This is a genomic window from Methylobacterium sp. OAE515 (assembly GCF_041806315.1).
Lineage (GTDB): Bacteria > Pseudomonadota > Alphaproteobacteria > Rhizobiales > Beijerinckiaceae > Methylobacterium > Methylobacterium tardum.
On record NZ_JBGMUV010000001.1, the window covers coordinates 3,588,108 to 3,614,321 of the forward strand.

Sequence of the window (26,214 nt, forward strand, 5' to 3'; positions counted from 1 at the left end):
TTCGCTACGGTGGCCGCAAGGCTGCGCCCCGCGCGCGGATACAAAGATCACACGGAGGCAAGGGATGGCCGCAAGCGTCGCGGAGACCAAGAGCGACAAGTCTAGCCGCGACAAGCCCTGGATCATCCGCACCTATGCGGGGCACTCGACGGCCGCGGAGTCGAACAAGCTCTATCGCGGAAACCTCGCCAAGGGCCAGACCGGCCTGTCGGTCGCCTTCGATCTGCCGACCCAGACCGGCTACGACCCCGACCACGAGCTGTCCCGCGGCGAGGTCGGCAAGGTCGGAGTCTCGATCGCGCATCTCGGCGACATGCGGACCCTGTTCCAGGACATCCCGCTCGCCCAGATGAACACCTCGATGACGATCAACGCCACGGCCCCGTGGCTGCTGGGGCTCTACCTGGCGGTGGCCGAGGAGCAGGGCGCGCCGATCGCCGCGCTCCAGGGCACGACCCAGAACGACATCATCAAGGAATACCTGTCGCGCGGCACCTACGTGTTCCCGCCCGCGCCGTCCCTCCGGCTCACCAAGGACGTGATCCTGTTCACGACCAAGAACGTGCCGAAGTGGAACCCGATGAACGTCTGCTCCTACCACCTGCAGGAGGCGGGAGCGACGCCGGTTCAAGAGCTGTCCTACGCGCTGGCCATCGCCATCGCGGTGCTCGACACGGTGCGCGACGATCCGGACTTCGACGCCACGAGCTTCCCGGAGGTGTTCGGCCGGATCTCGTTCTTCGTGAATGCGGGCCTGCGGTTCGTCACCGAGATCTGCAAGATGCGGGCGTTCTCCGAGCTCTGGGACGAGATCGCCCAGGAACGCTACGGCATCGACGACCCGAAGAAGCGCATTTTTCGATACGGTGTGCAGGTCAACAGCCTCGGGCTGACGGAACAGCAACCGGAAAACAACGTCCACCGCATCCTGATCGAGATGCTGGCGGTGACGCTGTCCAAGCGCGCCCGCGCCCGCGCGGTGCAGCTGCCGGCCTGGAACGAGGCGCTCGGCCTGCCGCGGCCCTGGGACCAGCAATGGTCGATGCGCATGCAGCAGATCCTCGCCTTCGAGACCGATCTGCTGGAATACGACGACATCTTCGACGGCAGCCACGTGATCGAGGCCAAGGTCGAGGCGCTGAAGGTCGAGACCCGGGCCGAGCTGGAGCGAATCGGCGGCATCGGCGGCGCGGTCGCGGCGGTCGAGACCGGGGCGCTCAAGCGCGCGCTGGTGGAGTCGAACGCGCGCCGGATCTCGGCGATCGAGGCCGGCGAGCAGATCGTCGTCGGCGTCAACAAGTGGCAGCAGGGCGAGCCCTCGCCGCTGACCGCCGGGGAGGGGGCGATCTTCTCCGTCTCCGAGACGGTCGAGATGGAGGCGCAGAACCGCATCCGCGAGTGGCGCGGTCGCCGCGACGAGAACGCCGTGGGCCAGGCCCTCGACGCCCTGGAACAGGCGGCGCGCTCCGGCGCCAACATCATGCCGCCGTCGATCGAGGCCGCGAAGGCCGGCGTCACCACCGGCGAGTGGGGCGCGCGGCTGCGCGCGGTGTTCGGCGAGTACCGGGCCCCCACCGGCGTCACCGTGGAGACGGTCTCGTCCGGCGCGGCCGAGGAGGCCAAGCTGCTGATCGCCGACCTCGGCGAGCGGCTCGGCGAGACGCCGAAGCTCGTGGTCGGCAAGCCCGGCCTCGACGGGCATTCTAACGGCGCCGAGCAGATCGCGCTCCGCGCCCGCGATGTCGGCTTCGACGTCACCTATGACGGCATCCGCCAGACCCCGGCCGAGATCGTCGCGAAGGCGAAGGAGACCGGCGCTCACGTGGTCGGCCTGTCGATCCTGTCCGGCTCCCACGTGCCGCTGGTGCGCGAGGTCCGGGCCAAGATGCGGGAAGCGGGGCTCGACCACATCCCGGTTGTGGTCGGCGGCATCATCTCGCCCGAGGACGAGCTCGTCCTGAAGAACATGGGCGTGCGCGCCGTCTACACGCCGAAGGATTACGCCATCGATCAGATCATGGTCGGGCTGGCCAAGGTGATGGAGAAGAGCCTGGATCGCCGGGACGGCCCGTCCGACAGGGCGCGCGAGGAAGCCCAGGTCTACTGAGGGGCCGCGACGCTCAAGTTGAATCGACTGCTAACGTCTCTCAAACAAGTTTAACCGTTCCCGGGTCATAACACCCTCGGTCCTCCTTCGGGACCGAGGGCGAAGTGACATGCGCACTGGTATCTCGATCGCGGCCAAGCTCGGGCTCTGCCTCGCCGCGCTGTTTCTCCTGATCGCCGCCACGAGCGGCCTATCGCTGTCCGAACTGCGCAGCGTCAACGCCACCGCGGCGGAGCTGCGCGACGTGCGTGTTCCCACCACAGATTCCCTCGGGCGGATCGGCGTCCTCATCATGCGCCAGCGGGTCAACGGCGGGCGCCTGATCACCGCCGACACGCCGGAGCTGCGCACCGAGGTTGCGAGCATGATCGCCAAGCGCGGCGACCAGCTCGCCGCGCAGTTCACCCGCTACGAGGCCGAGCCGCTCACGCAGGCCGAGCGCGACACCTACGCGACCCTGCGCCGGAACCTCGACGCCTACACGGCCCTGCAGAATCAAGCCGTCGACAAGGGCACGTCCGGCGACGTCGCCGGCGGCTTGCGGATCTACAACACGGCGATGTCGGCCGGCATCAACGCCGTGCTCTCGGAATGGGACCGGCTGGTCGACCTGAACGCCGCCGGCTCGAAGGCGAGCGGCACGCGGATCGAGGAGACCTACGCGGCCGCCAACCGCAACATGCTGGCGCTCGCCGGCCTCGCGCTGGTCGTCGCCTTGGGCGCTCTGGCGATGGTGCTGCGCGGCGTCAGCCGGCCGCTGCGGGCGATCTCAGCGGCGACGCAGCGCCTCGCCGCCGGCGACACCGAGGCCGAGATCCCGGGCCAGAGCCGCCGGGACGAGATCGGCGCGCTGGCCGGTTCGGTGGTGGTGTTCCGCGACACCCTGATCCGGAGCCGCGCCCTTGAGGCCGAGACCGCGCTCGCCCGCGCGGATGCCGAAACCCAGCGCCGGGCCGCGACCCGGGCCATGGCCGACGCCTTCGAGCAGGCGGTCGGCGGCATCGTCGGCGGCGTCTCGGCTGCCGCCACCGAGCTGGAGGCGACCGCCCGATCCCTGACCGGCAGCGCGGCGGACTCGGCCGGCCAGTCGGGCACGGTCGCGACGGCCGCCAACGAGGCCGCCGCCAACGTCAACACCGTGGCGGCGGCGGCCGAGGAGCTGGGCTCGTCGGTCCAGGAGATCGGCCGGCAGGTCAGCGGCTCGGCGGAGCTGGCGCGGATCGCCGTCGCCGAGGCCGCCGACACGGTGGCGCTGGTGCAGGACCTGAGCGCCGCCGCCGCGAAGGTGGGCGACGTGGTCGGCCTGATCTCGACCATCGCGGCCCAGACCAACCTCCTGGCCCTCAACGCGACCATCGAGGCGGCCCGCGCGGGCGAGGCCGGACGCGGCTTCGCGGTCGTCGCCACCGAGGTCAAGGAACTGGCCGGCCAGACGGCGCGGGCCACCGAGGAGATCACCGGTCAGATCACCCGGATCCAGGCCTCCACCGGGCAGGCCGCCACCTCGATCGACGGGATCGGGCGGCGCATCCGCGAGATCGACGGTGTGGCGGCCTCGATCGCCGCCGCGGTGGAGCAGCAGGGCGCGGCCACGCAGGAGATCGTCCGCAACGTCGCCGAGGCGGCGGCCGGGACCGGCGCGGTCACCGGCACCATCGCGAGCCTTGCCCAGGCCGCCGAGGAGACCGGCGCGGCCGCCGCCCAGGTGCTCGGCGCGGCCTCCGAGATGTCGCGCCAATCCGAGCACCTCACCGCCGAGGTCGGGCGCTTCCTCGCCACGGTGCGGGCGGCGTGAGCCGCCCCCTCACGGTCACGCCCGGGATCGCGTAGGACGGCCCCATGCCGTCCGCGCTGCCCACGCTCCTGCTTCTCGCCGTCCCGCTGGCCGCAGCCCTCTCGGCCGGGCTGATCCTGCGCCTGTTCCCGCTCCTGAAGCGCTACGCCCTGGCGCGGCCGAATGCCCGCTCCAGCCATACGGTGCCGACCCCGCAGGGCGGCGGGATCGCCGTCGTCACGGCTCTGGTCACGATCTCGGGTCTGTTCATCGCGGCCCCCGAGATCGGCGGCCGGCCGGACTGGATCTGGCTCGCCGGCTGCGCGCTCGCGCTGGCGGTCCTGGGTGCGGTCGACGACATCCGCCCGCTGCCGGCCGCGTTCCGGCTCGCCGTGCAGGCGGCGACGGTCGGCCTGCTGGTCTGGCACCTCGACGGGCGGCTCCTGCCCGAAGCTCCCCTCTGGCTCGAGCGCGGCCTCACGCTTCTCGCCGGCCTGTGGTTCGTGAATCTGACGAACTTCATGGACGGGCTCGACTGGATGACGGTGGCCGAGTTCGTCCCGGTCACCGCGACTCTTCTGCTGCTCGGGCTCGCCGGGCCCCTGCCGCCGCTGGCCGCCCTGGTGGCGGCCAGCCTGCTGGGGGCGGTGCTCGGCTTCGCGCCGTTCAACCGGCCGGTCGCGCGGCTCTTCCTCGGCGATGTCGGATCGCTGCCGATCGGGCTCGTCACCGCCTGGCTCCTCTGGCAGCTGGCCGTGGCCGGCGGCCTCGCGGCCGCCCTGCTGCTGCCGCTCATCTACCTGGCCGATGCCGGCCTGACGCTGATCGCCCGGGCCGGCCGAGGGGAGCGGGTCTGGGAGGCGCATCGCGGGCACTATTACCAGCGGGCCACCGTGAACGGCCTGCGCGTTCCAGGCATCGTGGCGCGGGTCTTCGGCGTGAACCTCGCCCTGGCGGCGCTGGCCGCCGCGACCTTGCTTTGGCCGTCCTGGCCGGTCACCCTCGCGGCGCTCGCGGCCGGGCTCGTCCTGGTCGCGGTCCTGCTCCGCCGCTTCGCCCGCGCCCCAGCGCCGGCCCCAGCCGAAAGTGCCGTTCAGCCTTGACCGGACTCATCGCGCTCACCGGGGCAACCGGGTTCATCGGCCGCCATCTGCTCGCCGATCTCACGGCCCGCGGCTACCGGGTCCGGGTCCTGCTGCGCCGGCCGACGGCCCTGCCCGAGGGGGCGGCGAGCGCGATGGTCGGTGACCTGACGCGCCCGATCAACATGGCGGCGGCACTCAGCGGCGTCGACGCGGTGGTGCACTCGGCCGGCCTCGCCCACGCCATGTCGGGTGCCCCCGAGGACGATTACCGCACGCTCAACACCGAGGCGACGCGCAAGCTTGCCGAGGCGGCGGCCCGCGCCAAGGTGCGCCGCTTCGTCTTCCTGTCCTCGATCCGTGCCCAGGTCGGGGCGAGCGCACCGGGCCTGGTCGGGGAGGGCGACCCCGCGGAGCCCACCGACGCCTATGGCCGCTCCAAGCTTGAGGCCGAGCGGGCGCTCGCCGAGACCGGGCTCGACTGGGTCGCCCTGCGCCCGGTCCTCGTCTACGGCGTAGGCGTGAAGGGCAACATGGCCGCGCTCCTGCAGCTGGCGCGCAGCCCCTATCCCTTGCCGCTGGGCGGCCTCGCGGCGCGGCGCTCGCTGATATCCCTGGACAGTCTGTCGGCGGCCGTGGAGACGGTTCTGCGGGCGCCGCAGCCGCTGAACCGAGCCCTCGTCGCGGCCGACCCGGATCCGCTCAGCCTGCCCGAGATGATCGCTGCGCTCCGCGCGGGCCTCGGCCGCGGCGCGGGGCTCGTCCCGGTCCCGGCCGGCCTCCTCAAGCTGGCCTGCCGGATGACGGGGCGGGAGGCGCAGTTTGCCCGCATCGCCGAAGGCCTGGTGGCCCGCGCCGACGGCCTCGCGGCGCTCGGCTGGCACCCGGCCTGCGCGACCCGGGACGGGCTGGCGCGGCTCGCGCGGGCGGTTGAACGCTCAGGGCGGGACGGCACGGTTTCCGGCTAAAGCCCTCGGGTGACGGACCCGCTCCGCGTGATCATGAGCGAAGCGCAACGACCCCGGGCGGCGCAGCCCTGGTCATTCTGGCGCGGCGCTGGATTGCCTCGCTCCACTCGGAGAGACGGTGAGGCCGAGGCGATCCCCGCGGGAAGGATCCGACAGGCCGCTCCGCTTCCGAAGGCCGGATGCGTCAGCCGATGGCCGGAGTCGCGCCGGCAAGCGGCGCCTCCTCGGTTATCCCATCGCCGGTCGCCGGGATCGGCCCGGCCCGCTGGGCCTTGCGCTCGCGGAAATGCGGCACCGCCGCCTCGAATACGGAGTCCGCGGCCGCCCGGTCGCCTGCCGCCACGGCTCCGCGCAGCTGCGCGACCCAGGTATCGAGGCGCGCCTTGTCGGCGAAGACCGGCCGCGCCGCCATCACCCCGTCGATCCCCGGCAGCGTGACGCGCGGCTCCTCGCGGGCGAACAGGATCTCGTTGAGCCGCTCACCCGGCCGCGCCCCGGTATAGGCGATCTCGATCTCCGCGCCGGGCTCGAATCCGGCAAGCCGGATCATGCGCTCGGCCAGTTCCGCGATCCGCACGGGCTGGCCCATCTTGAGCACGTAGACCGCGGCGCGCGCCGAATCCGCAGCGGCGCGCGCCGAATCCGCAGCGGCGCGCGCCTCGCCGTCGGCGTGGGAGGCGGCCGTGAGAACGAGGTCGCAGGCCTCGCGCACGGTCATGAAGTAGCGGACCATGTCCGGATGGGTGACGGTGACCGGGCCACCGCGGGCGATCTGCGCCTTGAACACCGGCACCACCGAGCCGGCGGAGCCGAGGACGTTGCCGAACCGCACGGCGATCAGCCGGGTGCGGTGTTCCGGCCGGACGGATTGCTCGGCGTCGAGGGCCTGGGCGACCATCTCGGCGAAGCGCTTGGTGACGCCGAGCTGCGAGACCGGCTCGATCGCCTTGTCGGTGGAGATCATCACCAGGGCCCGGGCGCCCGCCGCGACCGCGGCCTCGGCGACGTTGATCGAGCCGAACACGTTGGTCTTGATCCCCTCCTGCCAGTCCCGCTCTAGGTAGGGGACCTGCTTGAGCGCGGCGGCGTGGAGCACGTAATCCGGCCGGAAATCCGCGATCACCTGATGCGTCCGCTCCCGGTCGCGGATGTCGGCGAGGACGCGCGTCACCTCGGCCTCCGCGGCCAGGATCGCGGGGTGGCTGAGGATGCCGTGGAGTGCCGGCTCGGACGAGTCGAGAACCAGCACCGCGGCGGCCCCGAAGGCCACAGCCCGCAGGCAGATCTCGGAGCCGATCGAGCCGCCGCCGCCCGTGACCACCACGCGGCGGCCGGTCAGGAACGCCTCGAGACGCGTCCGGTCGATGGCCACGGTCGGCCGCAGCAGCAGATCCTCGATCTCCAGCGGCGCCAGCTGCGGCCCCTGCGCGCCTTCTCCGAGGCCGGCCACGCGGGCGAGCGGCAGGCCGAGACGGCGGGCCCGGACGAGGAGGTCGTCGGGCGCAGCCTCCGGGGCGAGGGCGCTCGGGGCGGCCACCAGCCGCCGCACCGGCTCACCGCGGGCGGCGAGATCGGCCACCACCTGCTCGAGATCCGGGAAGCCGCCGAGGACCGGCACGCCGCGCATGAACTGACCGCGCTCGTCCGCCCGGGGCGAGAGGATGCCCCGCGGCGCCAGCTTCTTTACCGAACCGGCCTCGATCGCCCGGATCAGCACGTCGATATCGGCCCCGCGTCCGAGCAGCAGTGTCGGGACCGTGGCGGCCCGGGCGCTCGACTGCCGGGACCGCGTGTCCTTGAGGTAGCGGAACGCGAGCCGCGCGCCGCCCAGGAAAAAGATCTGCAGCACCCAGTAGAGCAGGATCGCGATCTTGCCGAAGAAGTAGAACCCGTAAAGGTCGGACGAGACCAGCACCCAGTCGGTCACCAGCAGCGCCAGGGCCAGCACGCTGGCCGCGCGCACGATCCCGGCGAGATCCTGCAGGGACGCGAAGCGCCATTTGGTCCGGTAGAGCCGGAAGCGGCCGTAGACGAGGCCTGCGAAGACCAGGAACGGCGGCAGCAAGAGGGGCAGGGCGTGCAGGCGCTCGGCGAGCATGCCGCCCTGGAAGCGGAACAGGAAGGTGAGCACCACGGCCGCAGCGGTCGCCGCGAGGTCGTGGGCCACCATCACCGCAGTCTTGTAGAAGCGCTGCTGCATCGGGTGCCGGATCGGGATGCCGCGGGGTATCCGCCGCGGCACCGGCCCTGTCAACGCGGCGGGAAGCCGGCCCGGCGCTGCGCCGCTGCGGACCTCAGGTCAGCGCACGGACCGCGGCGCCCGCCGCATCGTCCACCCTGTCGATGTCCGGGGCGTCGATGTGCCGGTAGCGCGCCTGGATCAACCCGAAGGCTCCGAACGCCGCGTGGCCCGCCGCGACGAGCCCGAGCAGGATCCAGCCGTAGGGCTGGGCGCGCAGCAGCGCGAAGGCCTCGGTCAATCCCTTGGCGTCCGAGGAGCGCTGATGCCAGGCCGCCGCGACGAGAAAGCCGCCGATGATCAGGAAGGCCAGGCCCCGCGCCGCGTAACCGAAGCGGCCGATCGGGCCGGCCCAGCGCTCGCGCGCCTGGGCGTCGAGGGCGAGCCGGTCGGTGACGTCGCCCCGCCACGCCTTGCCCAGGAAGCCGAAGCCGCCGCCGACCACCGCGAGGCCGCCGAGGGCCACGAGCCAGCGGCCGAAGGGCTTAGCCAGGAGCCAGGCGGTCCAATCGTGCATGCCGTCGCCGCCGCTCATCCCGAGGCCGAGGCTGAGCGAGGCCGCACTGGCGGCGAGTGCCAGATAGAGCCCGGCACTGATCAGGTGCGCCCCGCGGACGGCCAAGCCCTTGGCCGAGGTGCCGCGCCGGTCCGCATCGGTGACGGCCTCGACCAGGCGCCAGACCGCGAAGCCCAGGAGCCCCAGCGCGATCAGCCCGACCACCACCGCGCCGAACGGTCCGGCCAGCACGGCGCGCAACGCATCCTTGCTGTCGCCGGCCCGGCCGCCCTGCCCGACGGCCGCGAGCAGCGCCAGGGCGCCCACCACGACGTAGACGGCCCCGCGCGCGCCGTAGCCGAGCCGGGCGATGCGCTCGATCGTGTTGCGGCCACCGGGAAGCGGTGTCATCGGCGAACCCGGTCGGGGAGAGGAGCGAGGGTCGGCATCGGCGGGATCCGGACATGCGGGACCGATCAACGCCCGGCGGCTCGGACCCGATCCGTTGCCGGCGCCACGATCCCGTCCCGCTACAGCGGCGTCCGCTCGGTCCGGCCGGACAGCGCCACGTAGAACCCGAGACCGTCCTGGGCCGGCAGGGTCTGCAGGCGCTCGATCAGCCCGCGGCGCTTGGCGTCGAGGAGCAGGCGCCCGGCCGGCTGGAACAGGGTCTCGCCGCCGCCCTCGGGCGGCGGGTCCAGGCGGATCGCCACGGTCTTGCCCTTGGCGAAGCGGCTGCGCTCCAGCATGTCCTTGAGGGACGCCTCTGCGGTCGCCCGGTTGGCGCCGCGCAGGTCGAGCACCGAGTCCGCGTCCGTCACGCCGAGGGAGCCGCGCAGCTTGGCGGCGTAGAAATCTTCGAAATGGGGCAAGTCGTTGCCTTGATGCTCTGCCGGGCCGGTCAAGCCGGCCGTTGAGATCGGATGCGGCTCAGAAGGTGAGACCGCGATAGATGTCGCGCACCGGCACGGCGCCATCAAGCTCCGGGAGCATCACGGCGTCATCGAGCCCCAGCGCCGCCACGGTCCAGTCCGCGTCCGCGCGCCGCCAGACCTCGACCCGGGCCTCGTCGGAATAGACGATCAGCAGCGCCGCGAGGCTCGGCACGGTCCGGTAGAAATCGATCTTGCGGCCGCGGTCCAGGCTCATGGTCGAGGGCGACAGCACCTCGGCGACGAGGAGCGGATCCTCCGCATAGCCGTCCGGCAGGGGCGCCCCGCACCGGACCACCACGTCGGGAACCGGGGCGAAATCATCCATCGCCGCGCTGAGGATCGCGAGGCCCGGCATGGCCCGGCAGCCCCGCGGCTCTGCCAGGGAATCGAGACGTCCCGCCAAATTCATGACGATCCGCTGATGCCGCTCCCGCGGCGGCGCCATGAGCACCGGCTCGCCGTCGAGCAGCTCCCAACGTTCCCCGTCCGGGCGCGGCTCAAGCCAGCGCCTATACTCGGCGATGCTCATGCGCGCGTCGCGCTTCACGGCCAATGCCATGGCGGCCTCCGATCGCGACTCGAAGGTTAGCACGGGCCAAGGATTGCGGCGACGGGCTCAATCAGCCCCGAGCTGCGCCGTCGCCAGTGTGGCGCCAGCCTCCAGGAAGCGCTGCGGGTCGACCGGTTCGCCGTCGACGCGGGTCTCGTAATGCAGATGCGACCCCGTGGACCGCCCGGTCGAGCCGACGAAGCCGATCACGTCGCCGGCCGCGACACGCTGGCCCGGACGCACGGCGATCCGGGCGAGATGGCCGAACCGGGTGGCCAGGCCGTGACCGTGGTCGATCTCGACCATGTTGCCGTAGCCTCCCGCGGCCTCCGCGGTGGTCACCCGGCCCGCGGCGGTGGCGCGGGCGGGCTCGCCGTACTCCGCCTTCAGGTCGAGGCCGGTATGCAGGGCAAGTCCGCGGGTGAATGGATCGAGACGCGTGCCGAACGGGCTCGACACTGGTGCCTCGCCCCGGATCGGCCGGGCCAGGGGCAGCGCGGCGGCGAGCCGGCGCAGGCGCTCGCCGTCGCCGAGCGCCCGTCGGGCCAGAGCGAGGCCGGCCTCGAACCCGGCGCCGTCCAGCGCCTGGGCGTCGAGCGGGACCAGCGGGCCGCCGATGCCGGCGGCCGGCGTCGGGGCGTCGAAACGCCCGAGATCGAGCCCGGTACGACCGATCGTGTCGCGCAGGCGCCGGACCTCGTCGCCGATCCGGACGGCCAGGCGGGCGAGGCGCTCACCCTGAGCCGCCTGCAAACCTTCGAGGCGCGCCTCCAAGCGGACCAGTCCGGTCTCGGCATCGCGCGCGCTCCGGCGGGGCAGGGGGCGACGGGCAGGTCGCGACGGCACGGCCTCCTCGGACGGCCGTAGCAGGAGCCCGTCATCGGGCGCGATCCCAACCTCATCGGAGCGCGACGGCAGCGTGCCGGTGACCGCCGGATCGGCCGGGCTCTGCCGGTCGAGACCGGCCAGGGCCGCCGTGCGCCGCTCAAGCTCCGCCTGGCGCTCCAGCGCCGCCGAGACCCGGTCCGCCAGGCCCGATTCGGAGCCGGCCCGGTCGCGCCGGTCGCGATCGATCAGGTCCTGAAGTTCCGCGATGCGTGCCTCGTAGGCGTCCCGCATCGCGCCCTGCCGGGCCACGAACCCGGCGAGCACGTCGTCGTGGAACACGATCACGTAGGAGGCGCCGAGGGCCCAGAGCAGGGCGAGGGTCAGGCCGGCGGCGAGCCAGGGTGCAGCCCGGCGCTGGGCGAGCGGTATGAGGATCTTCGGAGAGTGCATCCGGACGGCCCCGCAGGAGCCGTTATTCAACCCTCAGTAAGGTTAAGGATCCGTCGAGCCCCTCGACCCGGATCCCTTCGCGGCCCTCAGGGAAGCGCCCGGGCGGCCTCCAGCACCGCCTCGGCATGACCCGGCACCTTCACCTTCGGCCAGAGCTTCGCGATGCGCCCCTCGCGGTCGACCAGCACGGTGGTGCGCTCCACGCCCATGTACTTGCGGCCGTACATGCTCTTCTCGACCCAGACACCGTAGGCCTGGAGGACGCCCTTGTCCTCGTCGGAGGCGAGCGGGAAAGTCAGCCCGTACTTGCTGCAGAACTTGTCGTGACTCTTCACCGGGTCGGGCGAGACGCCGACGATCCGCGCGCCGGCCTCCGCGAAGGCCGGCAGGAGACCGTTGAAATCCTGCGCCTCCAGGGTGCAGCCGCTCGTGTCGTCCTTCGGGTAGAAGTAGAGCACGACTTTGTGACCTTTGAGCGCGGACAGCGCGACTCGGCCTCCTGCAGAGGCGGGCAGGTCGAAATCGGGGGCGAAGTCACCCTCGGACAAGGACATCGTGCCTTCCTTTCGGCCGATTGATGTTGTGCAATCGATTGCGTGCCGGGCATCACGCAGTTGCACCCGGCACGTCCGAGCCAAAACTTGAGTCGCGACGGCTGTAAAGCGTGAGCGCGCTTCGATCCACCGGCCGCGGCGCCTGACGGCTTCGCGTGCAGAGCCCCCGGAACAAGGGTCCCGATGGCGGACGAGACAACGTCGGCATGCAGACCTCGGGGGAGGGCACGACGCGTCGGGGGCTTCTGCCTCGTCAGCGCCCTCGCCCTGGTGCTGCTCCTCGGTGCCGGGATCGGCCTCGTGGCCGTCCGCCTGTCGAACGGGCCGCTGCAGATCGACGGCCTGTCGCGCCGCGTCGCCGCCGCGGTCGCCGAGCGGATCGGACCCGGCTGGAGCATCGGGATCCGCGGCAGCAGCCTCGAACTCGACCGCGAGAACGCCCTCAGCCTGCGTTTCTCCGGCCTCGACATCCGCAATCCGCAGGGCGCCCTGGTGGTACGGGCGCCGCTGGCGCTGGTCAGCCTCGACCTCTGGAGTCTCCTGCGGCTCAACCTGCAGCCGCGCTCGATCGAGTTCCGAGAGACGCAGACCACCGCGCTGGTGCACCGGGACGGCTCCATCGCGTTCGCGGCCTCGGAGGCCAACCATCCCGTCGACATCGAGCCGGTCACGCCGCCGAGCGTGGACGGGGTGCGCGGCAGCGTCTCGCCGCTCTCGGCCGCCATCGCGTCGATCTTCGGCGTCGTCCTCGACTCGAGCGGCGTTGTCGGCGCCCTCGACCGCGCCCGCGTCACGGATGCGCGTCTGCGGCTGATCGACGAGGACGGTCACGAGCGCGCAGTCTTCGCGCGGGTCAACGGCCTGTTCGGACGCGATCCCGTCAACGGGACACGCAACTTCGAGTTACGGCTCGACGGGCCGCACGGGGAGTGGCGCTTCGGCGGCTCCTTGCGCGACGGCGGCGCGAGTCAGGAACGCTCGGGCGTCATCACCCTCGACGACCTGCCGGTCACCGACCTCCTGCTGCTCTCGGGCCAGTCCGGCCTGCCGCTGACCACGGACCTGAAGGTCTCGGCCCGCGCCGATGTCAGCCTGGCGGCCGGCCGCATCAAGACGATGAGCGCCAAGCTCCACACCGGCGACGGCACGTTCCTGATCGAGGAGAAGGACTTCAACCCGGTCACCGTCGAGAGCCTCGACGCCGCGGTGGATTGGGACGAGGCCGGCCGGGTCATGTCGCTCACCGGACTGGACTATCACGGGGCCGGCAATGCCGTGCACCTGATGGGTACCTGGAAGGGCAGCCCGCCCGGCGCCAACCCGGCCTGGACCGCGACCCTGTCGAGTCGCGACGCCACCTTGCGCGGAGCGACGCCGCAGGACGCGCCGGTGAAGATCGACGCGATGGACGCGCAGCTCTCGGGGCGGGACGGCGGAATCGCCATCGACGCGCTGAACCTGTCCGCGCCGGGCGTGACGGGGACGATCACCGGGACCATCGGGACCACCGCCGACGATGGCGGCCTCACGCTCCACATCGTCGGCCATGACGGCGAAGTCCGGACCGGTCTGCGCCTCTGGCCGGAGCACATCGCGCCGCCGGCCCGGACCTATCTGGTGGACCAGCTGCGGCGCGGTCGGGTCGATTCCGTCGATATCCGGGTGAAGATGTCGGGCACCGTGCTGGCCGCCGCGACCCGGGGCGATCCGGCCCCCGACGACGCGGTCCATATCGATTTCCACGTCTCGAATGCGGCGATCGACGTCACCGCCGATTCGCCGCCGGTGACCAAGGGCAACGTCGTCGGCGTCATCACGGGACGCTCGACCACCGTGCGGAACGTGACCGCCGAGGTGCACGGGCCGGACGGACGCGGGCTCGCAATCACGGACGGCAGCTTCGTGATCCCGCAGATCACCCCGGATCGGGTGGTGGCGCAGATCGGCATGCGGCTCTCCGGGGGCGCCGACGGAATGGCGTCCGTCCTCCAGGCGAAGCTGTTCAAGAGCGTGATGAGCGTCGACCTCGACCCTGCCACGATCAAGGGCAGCGCCGACCTGCGCGTCGATTTCCCCCTCGACCTCAAGCACATCCCCGACCTGCCGGACCTGCCGGTGACGCTGACCGGCACGCTGGGCGACCTCTCGGTCGACAAGGTGATGGGCAAGGACCGGCTGGAGGCGGGCAAATTCTCCCTGTCGTACGACCGCGGCGCCTTCGCGCTGAAGGGCGACGGCCGGGTCGCGGGCGCGCCCGTCTCGGTCGACCTGCGCCAGCCCAAGGTCGGGCAGCCGGGCGAGGCGGTGGTCAACATCTCCCTCGACGACGCGGTGCGCGGCCGGAAGGGCCTGCCGACCGCCCCGCAGCTCACCGGCACGATCCCGGTCCGCGCCGTCGTGCCGATCGGGCGGCCGGGAACGGCCAAGCCGCCGATCCGGGTCGAGGCGGATCTCGCCAAAGCCGGGATCGACGGGCTGATGCCGGGACTGACGAAATCCGCCGGCAAGCCGGGCCGGCTGAGCTTCACGCTCGTGGACAGCGGCCAGACCCTGGACCTACGCGACTTCGCCTTCGACGCCGGGCCGGCGACGGCGCGGGGCAGCGTGTCGATCACGCCGGAAGGCGGCCTGGAGCGGGCGGAGCTGACCAACGTCAAGCTCTCGCCGGGTGACGATCTGCGGGTGAGCCTCGACCGGACCGGCAGCGGCTACAAGGTCGTGGTCCGGGGCGCCGTGGTCGACGCACGGCCGTTCCTGAAGTCCCTCGGGGCGCCGGACGCCAAGGGCGGCAAGGAAGCCAAGGAGACCAACCCGAAGGACGTCGAGGCCGATATCCAGGTGCCTATCGTCACCGGCTTCAACGACGAGGCGCTCACCAACGCCAACCTGCGCCTGTCGCTGCACGGCAAGACCCTGCGCGGCGCCAACATCACCGGACGCTTCCGATCGGCGCCCTTCGCGGCTTCCGTCACGCGGGGCGACCGCGGTACGCCGACGCTCGCCGTGGACTCCGCCGATGCCGGCGCGACCCTGCGCTTCGTCGACGTGTACCGGCGCATGCATGGCGGGCGGCTCAATGCCGGGATCGGCCTCAACGACGGTCCGCAATCCGGCGTGGTGCAGATCCGCGACTTCATCCTGCGCAACGAACCGGCGCTGTCGAGCATCATGGCGCAGGGGCCGGAGCCGGCCGACACGGACTCGGCCCGCGGCCGCCGGGTCGCCCCGGGCCGCGGGGCCGGGGATGTCAGCTTCGATCGGATGCGCGCCAATTTCGTTCGCACCGGGACGCGGGTCGCCTTCAGCGATGCGGCAATCTCGAACGCCGCCATGGGCTTCACCCTGTCGGGCTGGCTCGATACAGGGCAGGAGCGCACCCTCATGGATGGCACATTCGTGCCGCTCTATGGGTTGAACAACGTGGCGTCACAGCTGCCGCTGCTCGGGCCCCTCCTCGGCGGCGGTCACAATGAGGGCCTGTTCGCGGTGAATTTCCGCGTCTCCGGCAAGCTCGCCTCTCCGGACGTGAGCGTGAACCCGCTCTCGGCCATCGCTCCGGGCTTCCTGCGCAAGCTGTTCAGCGCCGGCGGCGGTCCCTTCGCGGACGGGATGCCGGCACCGCAGTGAGGACCTTCGCTTTCGCCGTCATCACGCGCGAAGCGCAGTGACCCAAGGTGACAGGCCGTCCGAAGCCTGAGCGCCGCCTGGATTGCTTCGCGCCGCTCGCAAGGACGGCGGCGTCACGCCTCAAGCTGTTGATTCACAGACAGAAAACGACACGATAAAGCCCGGCGCGGCGGACCGCACCGGGCTCACACCAAGTCCCGAAAACTACTTCTCGACGAAGGCTTTCTCGATCACGTAGTGGGCGGCCTCGCCGTGGTTGCCCTCCTCGTAGCCGCGCGAGGTCAGGAGCTCACGGGTGTCGCGGATCATGTCGGGGCTGCCGCAGAGCATGAAGCGGTCGTTCTCGATCGACATCGGCGGCAGGCCGATATCCTCGAACAGCTTGCCCGAGACCATCAGGTCGGTGATCCGGCCGCGGTTGCGGAACGGCTCGCGGGTGACCGTCGGGTAGTAGATCAGCTGGCTCGAGATCATCTCGCCCAGGAATTCGTGCTTGGGCAGCGTCTCGGTGATGGTCTCGCCGTAGGCCAGCTCCTGCACCTGACGGCAGCCATGGACCAGCACGACCTTCTCGAACCGGTCGTAGGTCTCCGGATCCTTGATGATCGACAGGAACGGCGCGAGGCCCGTGCCGGTGCCCAGCAGGTAGAGGTGCTTGCCCGGCAGCAGGTTGTCGAGGACCAGGGTGCCGGTGGGCTTCTTGCCGACGATGATCGGATCGCCGACCTTGAGGTGCTGGAGCTTCGAGGTCAGCGGGCCGTCCTGAACCTTGATCGAGAAGAACTCCAGCTCCTCCTCGTAATTGGCCGAGACGACCGAGTAGGCGCGCAGCAGCGGCCGGCCCTCGACCTCGAGGCCGATCATGGTGAATTCACCGTTGCGGAACCGGAACGCCGGGTCGCGGGTCGTGCGGAACGAGAACAGATTGTCGGTCCAGTGATGGACCGACAGAACGCGCTCCTCGTAGAACTTGCTCATCGACGGATCAGTCCTCGAATCCTCTGATGCTCGGCTCACGGCCCCGGCGATTCGGGACCCATGGTTCGGCGGATCCCCGCTGCCCCCTCGGGCGGGGGTGGATCCTCGGCGAGGGCACTCGCCCGGATCCGGATGATAAACACACGTGCGCTGCTTCTTTCGCAGTTGCAGCACACCCGTCAAGGCGTGCCGGGATCACACTGACGAAAGAAGTGAACGGTCTGGAATCGTTCGAATATTTAGCGCCTTCGCGGGAGGTCTGCAGCATCGCTGCCGACATGGGAGGGTTGCTGTCGAGCCGCGGTCCCGTGCGGTGCGTTCAGCCGGGTTCGCCGGGCCGGAGCGGCTTCAGCCCGGCCTCGATCTCGGCGCGGCGGGGCTCCAGGAAGGGCGGCAGGGCGAGGCGCGCGCCCAAGGTTTCCAGAGGTTCGTCGGCGGTGAAGCCGGGCCCGTCGGTGGCGATCTCGAACAGGATGCCGTTGGGCTCGCGGAAGTAGAGGCTGCGGAAGTAGTAGCGGTCCACCGGGCCGCTCGTCGGCACCCGGGCGGCCCTCAGCCGGTCGGCCCAGGCGCCGTAATCCGCATCCGGGATGCGGAAGGCCACGTGGTGGACCGCGCCCGCCCCCTGACCGGCCGGCGCGGAGCGGTCGGCCAGGAGTTGAACCTCCGCGGCCGGGCCGCCGGGGCCCATGGCGTAGACCTCCACCGGGCCGTCGCTCGTCTCGAAGGCGCGATCGCGGCGCATGCCGAGGACCTGGGTCAGCACCGCCGCGGTGCGGGCCGGGTCCGGCACCGAGAGCCGGATCGGGCCGAGGCCGCGGATCTGGTAGGCGGCCGGGACCGGGGATCCGTCCCAGGGATGCTCCGGGCCGCTGCCCCCGTCATCGACGAGGGCGAGGCGCTGGCCCTCCGGATCCTCGAAATCCAGGGTGAGGCGTCCATCGCGCAGGGTGGGCTCGGCCTCGACGATCCCGGCCTCGCGCAGGCGCGCGTGCCACCACACCACCGCGCCCGCGCCGGGCACGCGCAGATGCGTGCGGGTGATGCTGTTCGAGCCGCGCCGCTCCCGGGGTGCCGGCCAGTCGAAGAAGGTGATGTCGGTGCCCGGGCTCGCCAGCCCGTCCGCGTAGAACAGGTGGTAGGCCGAGACGTCGTCCTGGTTCACCGTCTTCTTCACGAGGCGCAGGCCGAGCGTGCCGGTGTAGAAGGCGACGTTCTCCGCCGCGCGGGCGGTCACCGCGGTGAGATGGTGGATGCCGGTGAGCTGCATGTCGGTCCGGGGGTTGGCGCCGTTGGGCCTCAGGTGGGGACCCGCGTCAGGGTTGCGAAGACTTCGGAGCTCACCGTCGCCTCATCACAAGCGCAGCGCAGAGGCCCAGGACAGTGCAACGCCGACGATCCTGGCGTCGCGCGCCTCCGAAGAGAGCCACGAAGGCGGGTCAACCCGGGAAAGCCGCGTCTCTCGTTGACGAACCCGTCATTGCGGGACGGCGCAGCAGGGCCCGGGATCCAGAACCGCACCGAATGCCCACCCAACAGGGCGCCGTCGGCAACTCTCGATTCCGGGCTCGCCGGCGGCGCCCCGGAATGACGGCGGGGTTGTGACCGGGCGATCGACACTCGGACGCGGTGGACCCGCGTTCCGAGTCCTGCCCCTCAGAGCCCGACCGGACGACCGGCGGCGACCACCAGCATCTTGCCGTCCGCGAAGGTGCGGGCGGCGGCGCGGCGGATATCCGCCTGGGTCACGGCCGAGACCATGGCGTTGCGCCGGGCGATGTAGTCCATGCCCAGTTCCTCGAAGGCGATCTGCACCAGCTGGTGGGCGATCTTGGTCGAGGTGTCGAAGCCGAGCGCGTAGGAGCCGGTCAGATAGTCCTTGGCCTTCTGCAACTCGTCGTCGTCCGGCCCGTCGGCGATCAGCCGGCCGATCTCGTCGCCGATCACCGACAGGGCCTCGCCGACGCGCTCGTTCTTGGTGGCGGTATAGCCCCAGGTCATCGCGGCCGACCGGTGGCTGACGAGCGAGGTCCCCACCGAGTAGGCGAGCCCGCGCTTCTCCCGCACCTCCTGGAAAAGGCGGGACGTGAAGGCGCCGCCGCCGAGGATGTGGTTCAGCACGTAGGCCGGGATGAAGTCCGGGTCGCGCCAGGGCACGCCGGCCATGCCAAACCGGATCACCGATTGCGGGACGTCGAGATCGACGACCACGCGCTGGCCGAGATCGTGCACCTCCGTGCGCGGCACCGCCTTGAGCGCGCCCGCCTCGGGCAGGGCGCCGAAAGCCCGGTTCAAGCCCTCGGCGAGCTGCTCGGCGCCGATGGCGCCGACCGCCGCGACCTTCACCCGGCCGCGCCCGATGATCCGGGCATGCATGGCCAGGAGGTCGTCCCGGGTGATCGCCGTGACGCTCTCCACGGTTCCGGAGGAGGGGCGGGCATAGGGGTGGCCGGCGAACGCCTCCTTGAAGAAGCGGCGGGAGGCCAGCACTCCCGGATCGTTCTGCTGGTAGCGCAGGCCGGCGATGATCTGGCCGCGAACCCGCTCGATCGCGTCGGGGTCGAGACGGGGCTTGGCCAGGGCCAGGGCCAGGAGCCCGATCGCCTCGTCGGCATGCTTGACCAGCATTTTCAGCGAGCCGCCGACCGCGTCCGGCCCGGCATGGAACGACAGCTCGATGGCCCGGGCGGCGAGCCGCTCCTGGAACAGATCGGAGGTGAGGTCGCCCGCGCCCTCGTCGAGGAGCCGCGCCAGCATCTGGGCACAGCCGGACTTGCCGGCCGGGTCCTGGGCGGCGCCGCCCTCGAAGGTGAAGGCCAGGGCGATCATCGGCACGACGGGGGATTCGACGTGCCACGCCTCGATGCCGGCGGCGGTCGTCACTGGCAGCGCCGTGGTCGGCGAGCTGGCGGCGGGGGCGGCGGTCTCGACCAGAGTCTCGGTCAAGCTCATGGAAACCTCGTGTCTTCTCTCTCGGGCGACGGCGGAGCAGGCCAAGGCTCCCGTTCGGCACGTCCCGAAGCGGGCCCGGAACAGGCCCGCCGGGACGCGGCCGGGGCTACTCGGCGGCCATCGCAACCGGGGCGTCGGAATCCTGCGCCTTCGTCAGGTAGCCGGTGACCGAGCGGGCCGGCGTCAGCCAGTGCTCGGCGGCGCTCTTGAGGCGATCCTGCGTCACCGCCTCGATGTCGGTCGGCCAGCGGCGGACCTCCTCGATGGTCTCGCCGATCGCCAGCGCCGAGCCGTAGATGCGGGCGAGCGACGACTGGCTGTCGGACGAGTAGACGGTCTCGGCGACGAGGCGGGTCTTGGCGCGCTCGATCGCCTCGGCATCCAGGGCCTCCGCGGGGGCGCGGCGCAGCACCTTGTCGACGGCCTCTTCCAGCTTCTCCAGCGGCACGCCCTCGGCGGGAACCGCGTAGACGGAGAAGCGCGTGTCGTCGATCGCCGAGCCCATGTACCAGGCGCCGGCATTCACCGCGAGGCCAGTCTCCATGACCAGCTTCCGATAGAGGTAGGAGGTGGAACCGCCGCCCAGAACCTCGGCGAGCAACTCCAGGTCGTGGCAGCCGCCGTCGCGGGCGGTGATGCAGGAGGGGGTCAGGTAGAGCCGCTGCAGCGTCGGCTGCTCGACCTTCGGGTCGGCGACGGCGACGCGGCGCAGGGCCTTCGGCTCCGGCTCCCGCGCCCGGAGGCGCTCGGGCCGGGCGCCCTGGGGGGTGACGCGACCATAGGTGGTCTCGGCAAGCCGCCGGACCTCGTCCGGCGTGACGTCGCCGGCGACCACCAGGATGGCGTTCTCCGGCGTGTAGAAGCGCTTGTAATAGGCCAGCGCGTGCTCGCGGTTCAGGCCCTCGATCTCGTGCATCCAGCCGATGATCGGGATCCCGTAGGGATGGTGCACGAACAGCGAGGCCGCCATCGCCTCGGAGAGCTGGGCCGACGGGTCGGTCTCGACCCGCATGCGGCGCTCCTCCAGCACCACGTCGCGCTCCGGCGCCACCACGGCGTCGTCGAGGACGAGACCGCTCATGCGATCGGCCTCGAACGCCATCATGGTGCCGAGATGGTCGCGGGCGACCCGCTGGAAATACGCGGTGTAGTCGTAGCTGGTGAAGGCGTTCTCCTGGCCGCCGAGGCCCGACACCGCCTTCGAGAAGGCGCCCACCGGGTGCGTCTCGGTGCCCTTGAACATCAGGTGCTCAAGGAAGTGGGCGATGCCCGACTGACCGAGCGGATCATCGGCCGAACCGTTGCGGTACCAGATCATATGGGTGGCGACGGGAGCCCGGTGGTCGGGCACGACCACCACGTCGAGGCCGTTGTCGAGGGTGAAGGCCGTGACTTCCGGGCCACCCGCCTCGGACCGCCCGAACGGCGCGGCATCGCCCCGGCCGGCGCTGGCGCCGATGGGCGAGCCCGGACGCAGCGGGAAGAGGGGGGGCGTCGCCTTCCTGAACAGGTGCATTCCGCTTTCCTTCTGCCGGCCCCGGACCCGGCGTCTCATGTCGGGACGCACGCGCGAATCGAGGCCGTCCTGGTCGCCGGCGGGCAAGAACCGCACCGGGACGATCATCTCATGTTGCCATGCCGTGGCGCCGTTGCAACAGCGACACGGCGTACCGGTTACTGCTGCGCCCGCTGACGGAGGTAGGCCCCGGGATCGGACTCTTCCTTCTCGCGGCTGGCGTTGTTGATCGGGTCGTTCGATGGCGGGCGCGCCAGCTTCTTGGGCGATTGCCGATATCCGGTCGGCGGATCGGTCAGCACATCGCGGCTCGGCTCGACGTCCGAGGGCTCGGCGTTGGCGCTCTTGCCCTTGAGCAGGTCGAAGGGGCTGAGCAGGCTGTCGTCGCGGTTGTTGTCGCCGGGCTTGCGCTCGGCCTCGGTGGTCACGCTCGCGCCGGCGCGGCGGCCGCCCCGGATCTCGTCCACCGAGAGCGTGGCGTTGTTGTCGTCGTAGCGACCCCGGACCTGATTGCCCACGGGACGGCGGCGCTCGGCGGCCGCCCGCTCGCGCTCGACGATCTCGGGATCCTTCGGCCACGCGGTGCTGGTGGAGCGGGCGCGCGGCTGGGGCAGGGCCTTGCCGTCGAGCTTGGGCGGCATCACCAGCGGCGGGCGCTCGTGATAGTCGATCGGGTCCTGGCGCTTCTCCAGAAGGCCGATGCCCGACAGCGCGTCGCGCATGAACTCGCCGCGCTCCTGCGCATGCACGGGCCCAACGGCGCAGAGCGGAGCCAGGGCCACCGCGGCGGAGAGGAGGGGACGAAGCCTGCGATGCCCGGTCATGCTGCCTCACGGGTTCCGGACGGGGCGTCCGGCTCTGGGATGACCGCGGCGCGGCCTGATCCGACGGGTCCCGGCCTGAGACCGGTTTCCGGCGATCGTATGGCGCCTTGACTGCGTTGCGCCAGGAGGGGGATGCAGCCGTACCTGTGTGTTGCAGGGATCACAGGCGCGGCGCCGGGTCGCCCTGCGGCGGTGACGCTCTTTCCTTGCGGCTGTCCGGTGACAGGCTGTCGAGAATCAGGCCGATCACGCCCGCCACGATCGCCGCGTCGGCGACGTTGAAGACGTACCAGGACCAGCCGCCGGCATGCAGGTGGACGAAGTCGAGCACCGCCCCGTAGGCCGCCCGGTCGATGGCGTTGCCGAGCGCGCCTCCGACGATCAGCCCGAGGGCGACGGCGAGGAGCCGCGAGGCGGCCCGGCGCATCCAGATGCCGAGGCCGATCGCGGCGGCCACCGACAGGGCCACGAGGAGCCAGCGGCCGAGGCCGCTCTCCTGCTGGAACAGTCCGTAGGAGACGCCTCGGTTCCAGACCACCACGAAGTCGGCGAAGGGCGCCAACCGCCAGGGCTGCGTCAGCACGAGGTCGGTGCCGAAGTAGAGCCCGAGCTTGGTGGCCTGATCCAGGATCAGGGTGAGGACGAGGGCCAGGAGGCCGGCGCGGAAGGGCGTCATCGGCGGCGCGCGCGGTCCAGGGCGATTGCCCCCTCTCCCCGCGGGCGGGCAGGGGGAACAGCGGCGCCGCCGCCGGCGTGGAACACGCTCACGCCGCGCTCGCCTCCGGATGCGCCGCATCCCACTCGCGCAGGGCCTGGGCGTCGCGGGGCGTCACCTCCGGGTAGTCCGGATCGCTGCCCACGCTCGGGCTGACCCGCCAGGAGCGGGCGCATTTGCGGCCCTCGGCCGGGCTCGGCACCACCGCCACGCCGCGCACCTCGTCGAGCCGGAAGGCCTCGGCCGGGCCCTCGCCCGCCACCACGGTGATGTCCGAGGTGATGCAGGTATCGGCGAAGTCGCAGCCCTCGAGCGCCGCGATCAGGTCCGGATCCGCCACGTAGACCTGTGGTGCCGCCTCGAGGCTCGCGCCGATGCGCTTGGCCGCGCGCTCGATCTCCAGGGCACCGGTGACGACCCGCCGGACCCGCCGGATCTTTTGCCAGCGCTCCGCGAGGGCAGGGTCGAGCCATGCGGACGGGGTCTCCGGCAGGGTCTGGAGATGCACCGAGCCGTCCTCGGACGGGTAGCGGTCGAGCCACGCCTCCTCGGCGGTGAAGGCGAGCACCGGGGCGAGCCAGACCGTCACCCGGCGGAAAGCCTCGTCGATCACCTGCAGCGCCGCCCGGCGACGCACCGACGAGATCGGATCGCAGTACAGGGCGTCCTTGCGCACGTCGAAGTAGAACGACGACAGGTCGCCGGTCATGAAGCCGTTGAGCAGCGCCACCACCCGCTTGGTGTCGAAGGTCGCGTAGGCCTCGCGGATCTCGCCGTCGAGCTCGGCCAGCCGGTGCAGGATCAGCCGCTCCAGCTCCGGCATATCCTTGTACGCCACGTCGTCGCCCGCGACCCGGTGGGCGAGGGAGCCCAGCATCCAGCGCAGGGAGTTGCGCAGCTTCCGGTAGGTCTCGGCAAACGTCTTGATGATCTCCGGGCCGATGCGCAGGTCGTCGGTGTAGTCGGAAGCCGCGACCCACAGGCGCAGGATATCGGCACCCGAATCCTTGATGATACTCTGCGGCGCGACGACGTTGCCCTTCGACTTCGACATCTTCAGGCCCTTGCCGTCGAGCACGAAGCCGTGGGTCAGGACGATGTCGTAGGGCGCCCGGCCGCGGGTCCCGGCGGATTCGAGCAGCGAGGACTGGAACCAGCCGCGGTGTTGGTCGGAGCCCTCCAGGTACATGACCCGGTCCTGCCCGCCATCGCGGACGCGCGTGACGCCGGCGAGCCCCGGGAAGGCCTCCGGATCGTCCAGCACGAAGGCGTGGGTCGAGCCGGAATCGAACCAGACGTCGAGGACGTCGGTGACCTTCTCGTAGGCCTCCGGATCGTGGTCGGGCGCCAGGAAGCGCGTGGCGGCATCGTCCCGGAACCACGCATCGGCGCCCTCGGCCGCGAAGGCGTCGCGGATGCGGGCGTTGACCCGCTCATCCTTCAGGATCTCGGCGGTCTCGCGGTGGACGAAGACGGTGATTGGCACGCCCCAGGCGCGCTGGCGCGAGACCACCCAGTCCGGCCGGTTGGCGACCATCCCGGTGATGCGGTTCTTTCCTTGAGTCGGCACCCACTGGGTGTCGTCGATGCCCTGGAGCGCGACCTCGCGCAGCGTCCGGTTGCCGAGCGAATCCACCGGCCGGTCCATGGCGATGAACCATTGCGGCGTGTTGCGGAAGATCACCGGCTTCTTGGACCGCCAGGAATGCGGGTACTGGTGGCGCAGCACCCCGCGGGCGATCAGCGCCCCGGCCTCCGTCAGCGCGGCGATGACCGCCTTGTTGGCGTCGCCCTTCTCGCCCTTGGCGGTGAGCACGCGGGTGCCGGTGAAGCCCGGGGCGGCCTCGGTGAGCACGCTGTCGGCATCGACCGTGTAGGGGATGGTCGCGTCGATGCCCCGCTCGCGCAGCAGCCGGCCGTTGGCCATCCAGAGCTCGAAATCCTCGCGGCCGTGGCTCGGCGCCGTGTGGACGAAGCCCGTGCCGGATTCGTCCGTGACGTGGTCGCCGTCGAGCATCGGCACGGCGAAGCCGTAACCGAGCTTCGCGAGGGGATGGTCCAGGGTGAGGCCGGAGAGCTGCGCCGGGCTCACGTCGGCCACGCGCTCGAACGCCTCGACCCGGGCGGCCTTGAACACGGTCGCGGCGAGGCTGTCGGCGAGCATGTAGGTCTGGCCGGGGGTCGCCCAGTTGTCGGCCGGCGCCTCCGTGACCCGGTACAGGCCGTAGGCGATCTTCTTGGAGAATGCGACGGCGCGGTTGCCGGGGATCGTCCAGGGGGTGGTCGTCCAGATCACCACCCGGGCCTGGGCGAGATCCCCCTCGGCACCCGACCGGATCGGGAAGGCGACGAACACCGTGTCGCTGACGTGCTCCTCGTACTCGACCTCCGCCTCGGCCAAAGCGGTCTTCTCGACCACTGACCACATGACGGGCTTTGAGCCGCGGTAGAGCTGGCCGCTCATCGAGAACTTCATCAGCTCGTCGGCGATCACGGCCTCGGCCGGGAACGCCATGGTCGCGTAGGGATGGTCCCAGTCGCCGGTGACGCCGAGGCGCTTGAACTCTTCCCGCTGCACGTCGAGCCACTGGGCCGCGAAGGTCCGGCATTCCTGCCGGAACTCGATCACCGGCACGTCGTCCTTGTTGCGGCCCTTGGCGCGGTACTGCTCCTCGATCTTCCACTCGATCGGCAGGCCGTGGCAGTCCCAGCCCGGGACGTAGTTGGCGTCGAAGCCGAGGGCGGTCTGCGAACGCACCACCACGTCCTTGAGGATCTTGTTGAGCGCCGTGCCGATGTGGATGTTGCCGTTGGCGTAGGGCGGGCCGTCGTGGAGCACGAATTTCGGCCGGTTCTGCCCACGGGCGCGCAGCGTCCCGTAGAGGTCCATCTGCTTCCAGCGCTCGATGAACAGCGGCTCGCGCACCGGCAGGCCGGCGCGCATCGGGAACTCGGTCTGCGGCAGGAACAGGGTCTTGGAATAGTCGCGGGCGGGCGCGGTCTCGGGGGCGGTCATCGGGTCTCGCATCGGCGGTCGGGCCGGCGGCAGGCCGGCGGATTCGGGTCAGGCGGCAGGAGGATCCCGGACCTCCGCGCGGCCGCGCCGAAGCGGGCCCTCAGGCGGAGGCCGGGCCGGTAATTCGGATCGGGCGGCCGGGGCCGCGCAGGGCGCGCGAAGCGTGCATGACGCGTTCTCTATCAGCCGCTCCGGCCCGAGGCCAGCGGAGGCGCCGATCACGCAGATGCGAGCCGGGATGAGACCTTTCGGCCCCTGAACCGTTGATGGGCACGCCCTTCGCCCCGGAACAGGGGGCGGAGCAGACCCAGATCGACTCACGGGAGTAGAACCATGAAGAAGCTTCTGATCGCGACCCTCGCCCTCGCGCCCATCGCCTTCGCGGGTGCCGCGCAGGCCCAGGGCACGGCCCGCGGTGCGCAGCGCGGCGTCGAGGACGGCTCGGCCGCGGCCGGCCCGGTGGGCGGTGTCGTCGGCGGCGCGGTGGGCGCGGCCACCGGCACGGTCGGCGGCGTGCTCGGCACCGATCCGGACCCGGCCCGGCGTGCCCGCGAGAACCGTCGGGAGGAGCGGATGGAGCGCCAGGAGCGCCTCGGCCGCTGA

General features: G+C 71.4%; 19 protein-coding genes. 6 read left to right on the forward strand and 13 right to left on the reverse strand.

From position 1 onward, the window contains the following. Nucleotides 1-64: 64 nt before the first annotated feature. The 4 genes from ABIE45_RS17560 (at nucleotide 65) to ABIE45_RS17575 (ending at nucleotide 5,931) form a co-directional block, all read left to right on the forward strand. Nucleotides 65-2,107 carry a protein meaA gene (locus ABIE45_RS17560; RefSeq protein WP_192710045.1) on the forward strand — a complete coding sequence of 681 codons (2,043 nt, stop codon included), beginning with the start codon at nucleotides 65-67 and terminating at the stop codon, nucleotides 2,105-2,107. Nucleotides 2,108-2,216: 109 nt separating this feature from the next. Beyond that, the gene (locus ABIE45_RS17565) at nucleotides 2,217-3,902 is read left to right on the forward strand and encodes a methyl-accepting chemotaxis protein (RefSeq protein ID WP_192710046.1); all 1,686 of its coding nucleotides are present in this window, start codon (nucleotides 2,217-2,219) and stop codon (nucleotides 3,900-3,902) included. 44 nt (nucleotides 3,903-3,946) lie between these two features. Further along, nucleotides 3,947-4,984 carry a glycosyltransferase family 4 protein gene (locus ABIE45_RS17570; RefSeq protein WP_192710047.1) on the forward strand — a complete coding sequence of 346 codons (1,038 nt, stop codon included), beginning with the start codon at nucleotides 3,947-3,949 and terminating at the stop codon, nucleotides 4,982-4,984. Then, a complete protein-coding gene (locus ABIE45_RS17575) occupies nucleotides 4,981-5,931 on the forward strand; it encodes an NAD-dependent epimerase/dehydratase family protein (protein WP_192710048.1) in 951 nt (316 codons plus the stop codon). Before ABIE45_RS17570 ends, ABIE45_RS17575 begins: the two co-directional genes overlap by 4 nt. A gap of 184 nt (nucleotides 5,932-6,115) precedes the next feature. On the opposite strand, the gene ABIE45_RS17580 is transcribed toward ABIE45_RS17575, so the two are convergent. The 6 genes from ABIE45_RS17580 to ABIE45_RS17605 all read right to left on the reverse strand — a co-directional run bounded on the left by ABIE45_RS17580 (nucleotide 6,116) and on the right by ABIE45_RS17605 (nucleotide 11,983). Beyond that, on the reverse strand, nucleotides 6,116-8,131 hold the full coding sequence (locus ABIE45_RS17580) for an SDR family NAD(P)-dependent oxidoreductase (RefSeq protein ID WP_192710049.1): 2,016 nt from the start codon (nucleotides 8,129-8,131) through the stop codon (nucleotides 6,116-6,118). A 94-nt stretch (nucleotides 8,132-8,225) separates the two neighbouring features. Further along, nucleotides 8,226-9,077 carry a DUF1206 domain-containing protein gene (locus ABIE45_RS17585; RefSeq protein ID WP_192710050.1) on the reverse strand — a complete coding sequence of 284 codons (852 nt, stop codon included), beginning with the start codon at nucleotides 9,075-9,077 and terminating at the stop codon, nucleotides 8,226-8,228. A gap of 119 nt (nucleotides 9,078-9,196) precedes the next feature. Continuing rightward, nucleotides 9,197-9,538: a hypothetical protein gene (locus tag ABIE45_RS17590; RefSeq protein WP_192710051.1), complete on the reverse strand. Its 342-nt coding sequence runs from the start codon at nucleotides 9,536-9,538 to the stop codon at nucleotides 9,197-9,199. A 58-nt stretch (nucleotides 9,539-9,596) separates the two neighbouring features. Next, the gene (locus ABIE45_RS17595; RefSeq protein ID WP_192710052.1) at nucleotides 9,597-10,160 is read right to left on the reverse strand and encodes a Uma2 family endonuclease; all 564 of its coding nucleotides are present in this window, start codon (nucleotides 10,158-10,160) and stop codon (nucleotides 9,597-9,599) included. 57 nt (nucleotides 10,161-10,217) lie between these two features. Next, on the reverse strand, nucleotides 10,218-11,429 hold the full coding sequence (locus tag ABIE45_RS17600) for a M23 family metallopeptidase (RefSeq protein WP_192710053.1): 1,212 nt from the start codon (nucleotides 11,427-11,429) through the stop codon (nucleotides 10,218-10,220). Nucleotides 11,430-11,515: 86 nt separating this feature from the next. After that, nucleotides 11,516-11,983: a peroxiredoxin gene (locus tag ABIE45_RS17605; protein WP_192710054.1), complete on the reverse strand. Its 468-nt coding sequence runs from the start codon at nucleotides 11,981-11,983 to the stop codon at nucleotides 11,516-11,518. Between the two features lie 183 nt (nucleotides 11,984-12,166). On the opposite strand from ABIE45_RS17605, the gene ABIE45_RS17610 reads away from it, so the two are divergent. Continuing rightward, the gene (locus ABIE45_RS17610) at nucleotides 12,167-15,610 is read left to right on the forward strand and encodes a DUF3971 domain-containing protein (protein ID WP_192710055.1); all 3,444 of its coding nucleotides are present in this window, start codon (nucleotides 12,167-12,169) and stop codon (nucleotides 15,608-15,610) included. A gap of 204 nt (nucleotides 15,611-15,814) precedes the next feature. Here ABIE45_RS17610 and ABIE45_RS17615 read toward each other — a convergent pair whose 3' ends face one another. The 7 genes from ABIE45_RS17615 to ileS all read right to left on the reverse strand — a co-directional run bounded on the left by ABIE45_RS17615 (nucleotide 15,815) and on the right by ileS (nucleotide 25,611). Further along, the gene (locus ABIE45_RS17615; RefSeq protein ID WP_192710056.1) at nucleotides 15,815-16,588 is read right to left on the reverse strand and encodes a ferredoxin--NADP reductase; all 774 of its coding nucleotides are present in this window, start codon (nucleotides 16,586-16,588) and stop codon (nucleotides 15,815-15,817) included. Between the two features lie 319 nt (nucleotides 16,589-16,907). Further along, nucleotides 16,908-17,858, reverse strand: a complete 951-nt coding sequence (locus ABIE45_RS17620) for a ring-cleaving dioxygenase (protein WP_192710057.1) — start codon at nucleotides 17,856-17,858, stop codon at nucleotides 16,908-16,910. Between the two features lie 386 nt (nucleotides 17,859-18,244). After that, nucleotides 18,245-19,540, reverse strand: coding sequence for a pitrilysin family protein (locus ABIE45_RS17625; RefSeq protein ID WP_192710058.1), 1,296 nt, complete (start codon nucleotides 19,538-19,540; stop codon nucleotides 18,245-18,247). A 106-nt stretch (nucleotides 19,541-19,646) separates the two neighbouring features. After that, a complete protein-coding gene (locus ABIE45_RS17630) occupies nucleotides 19,647-21,056 on the reverse strand; it encodes a pitrilysin family protein (RefSeq protein WP_192710059.1) in 1,410 nt (469 codons plus the stop codon). A 158-nt stretch (nucleotides 21,057-21,214) separates the two neighbouring features. Then, the gene (locus ABIE45_RS17635) at nucleotides 21,215-21,880 is read right to left on the reverse strand and encodes a hypothetical protein (protein WP_192710060.1); all 666 of its coding nucleotides are present in this window, start codon (nucleotides 21,878-21,880) and stop codon (nucleotides 21,215-21,217) included. Between the two features lie 160 nt (nucleotides 21,881-22,040). Beyond that, complete coding sequence (gene lspA / locus ABIE45_RS17640) at nucleotides 22,041-22,556, reverse strand: signal peptidase II (protein WP_192710061.1); 516 nt, start codon at nucleotides 22,554-22,556, stop codon at nucleotides 22,041-22,043. Between the two features lie 88 nt (nucleotides 22,557-22,644). Beyond that, on the reverse strand, nucleotides 22,645-25,611 hold the full coding sequence (ileS, locus tag ABIE45_RS17645; protein ID WP_192710062.1) for an isoleucine--tRNA ligase: 2,967 nt from the start codon (nucleotides 25,609-25,611) through the stop codon (nucleotides 22,645-22,647). 333 nt (nucleotides 25,612-25,944) lie between these two features. On the opposite strand from ileS, the gene ABIE45_RS17650 reads away from it, so the two are divergent. Continuing rightward, nucleotides 25,945-26,214: a hypothetical protein gene (locus ABIE45_RS17650; protein ID WP_091776110.1), complete on the forward strand. Its 270-nt coding sequence runs from the start codon at nucleotides 25,945-25,947 to the stop codon at nucleotides 26,212-26,214.

Coding starts and splice junctions, on each gene's coding strand:
- ABIE45_RS17560 (WP_192710045.1), top strand. CDS start 65: ATGGCCGCAAGCGTCGCGGAGACCAAGAGCGACAAGTCTAGCCGCGAC.
- ABIE45_RS17565 (WP_192710046.1), top strand. CDS start 2,217: ATGCGCACTGGTATCTCGATCGCGGCCAAGCTCGGGCTCTGCCTCGCC.
- ABIE45_RS17570 (WP_192710047.1), top strand. CDS start 3,947: ATGCCGTCCGCGCTGCCCACGCTCCTGCTTCTCGCCGTCCCGCTGGCC.
- ABIE45_RS17580 (WP_192710049.1), bottom strand. CDS start 8,131: ATGCAGCAGCGCTTCTACAAGACTGCGGTGATGGTGGCCCACGACCTC.
- ABIE45_RS17585 (WP_192710050.1), bottom strand. CDS start 9,077: ATGACACCGCTTCCCGGTGGCCGCAACACGATCGAGCGCATCGCCCGG.
- ABIE45_RS17595 (WP_192710052.1), bottom strand. CDS start 10,160: ATGGCATTGGCCGTGAAGCGCGACGCGCGCATGAGCATCGCCGAGTAT.
- ABIE45_RS17600 (WP_192710053.1), bottom strand. CDS start 11,429: ATGCACTCTCCGAAGATCCTCATACCGCTCGCCCAGCGCCGGGCTGCA.
- ABIE45_RS17605 (WP_192710054.1), bottom strand. CDS start 11,983: ATGTCCTTGTCCGAGGGTGACTTCGCCCCCGATTTCGACCTGCCCGCC.
- ABIE45_RS17610 (WP_192710055.1), top strand. CDS start 12,167: ATGGCGGACGAGACAACGTCGGCATGCAGACCTCGGGGGAGGGCACGA.
- ABIE45_RS17615 (WP_192710056.1), bottom strand. CDS start 16,588: ATGAGCAAGTTCTACGAGGAGCGCGTTCTGTCGGTCCATCACTGGACC.
- ABIE45_RS17620 (WP_192710057.1), bottom strand. CDS start 17,858: ATGCAGCTCACCGGCATCCACCATCTCACCGCGGTGACCGCCCGCGCG.
- ABIE45_RS17625 (WP_192710058.1), bottom strand. CDS start 19,540: ATGAGCTTGACCGAGACTCTGGTCGAGACCGCCGCCCCCGCCGCCAGC.
- ABIE45_RS17630 (WP_192710059.1), bottom strand. CDS start 21,056: ATGCACCTGTTCAGGAAGGCGACGCCCCCCCTCTTCCCGCTGCGTCCG.
- ABIE45_RS17635 (WP_192710060.1), bottom strand. CDS start 21,880: ATGACCGGGCATCGCAGGCTTCGTCCCCTCCTCTCCGCCGCGGTGGCC.
- lspA (WP_192710061.1), bottom strand. CDS start 22,556: ATGACGCCCTTCCGCGCCGGCCTCCTGGCCCTCGTCCTCACCCTGATC.
- ileS (WP_192710062.1), bottom strand. CDS start 25,611: ATGACCGCCCCCGAGACCGCGCCCGCCCGCGACTATTCCAAGACCCTG.
- ABIE45_RS17650 (WP_091776110.1), top strand. CDS start 25,945: ATGAAGAAGCTTCTGATCGCGACCCTCGCCCTCGCGCCCATCGCCTTC.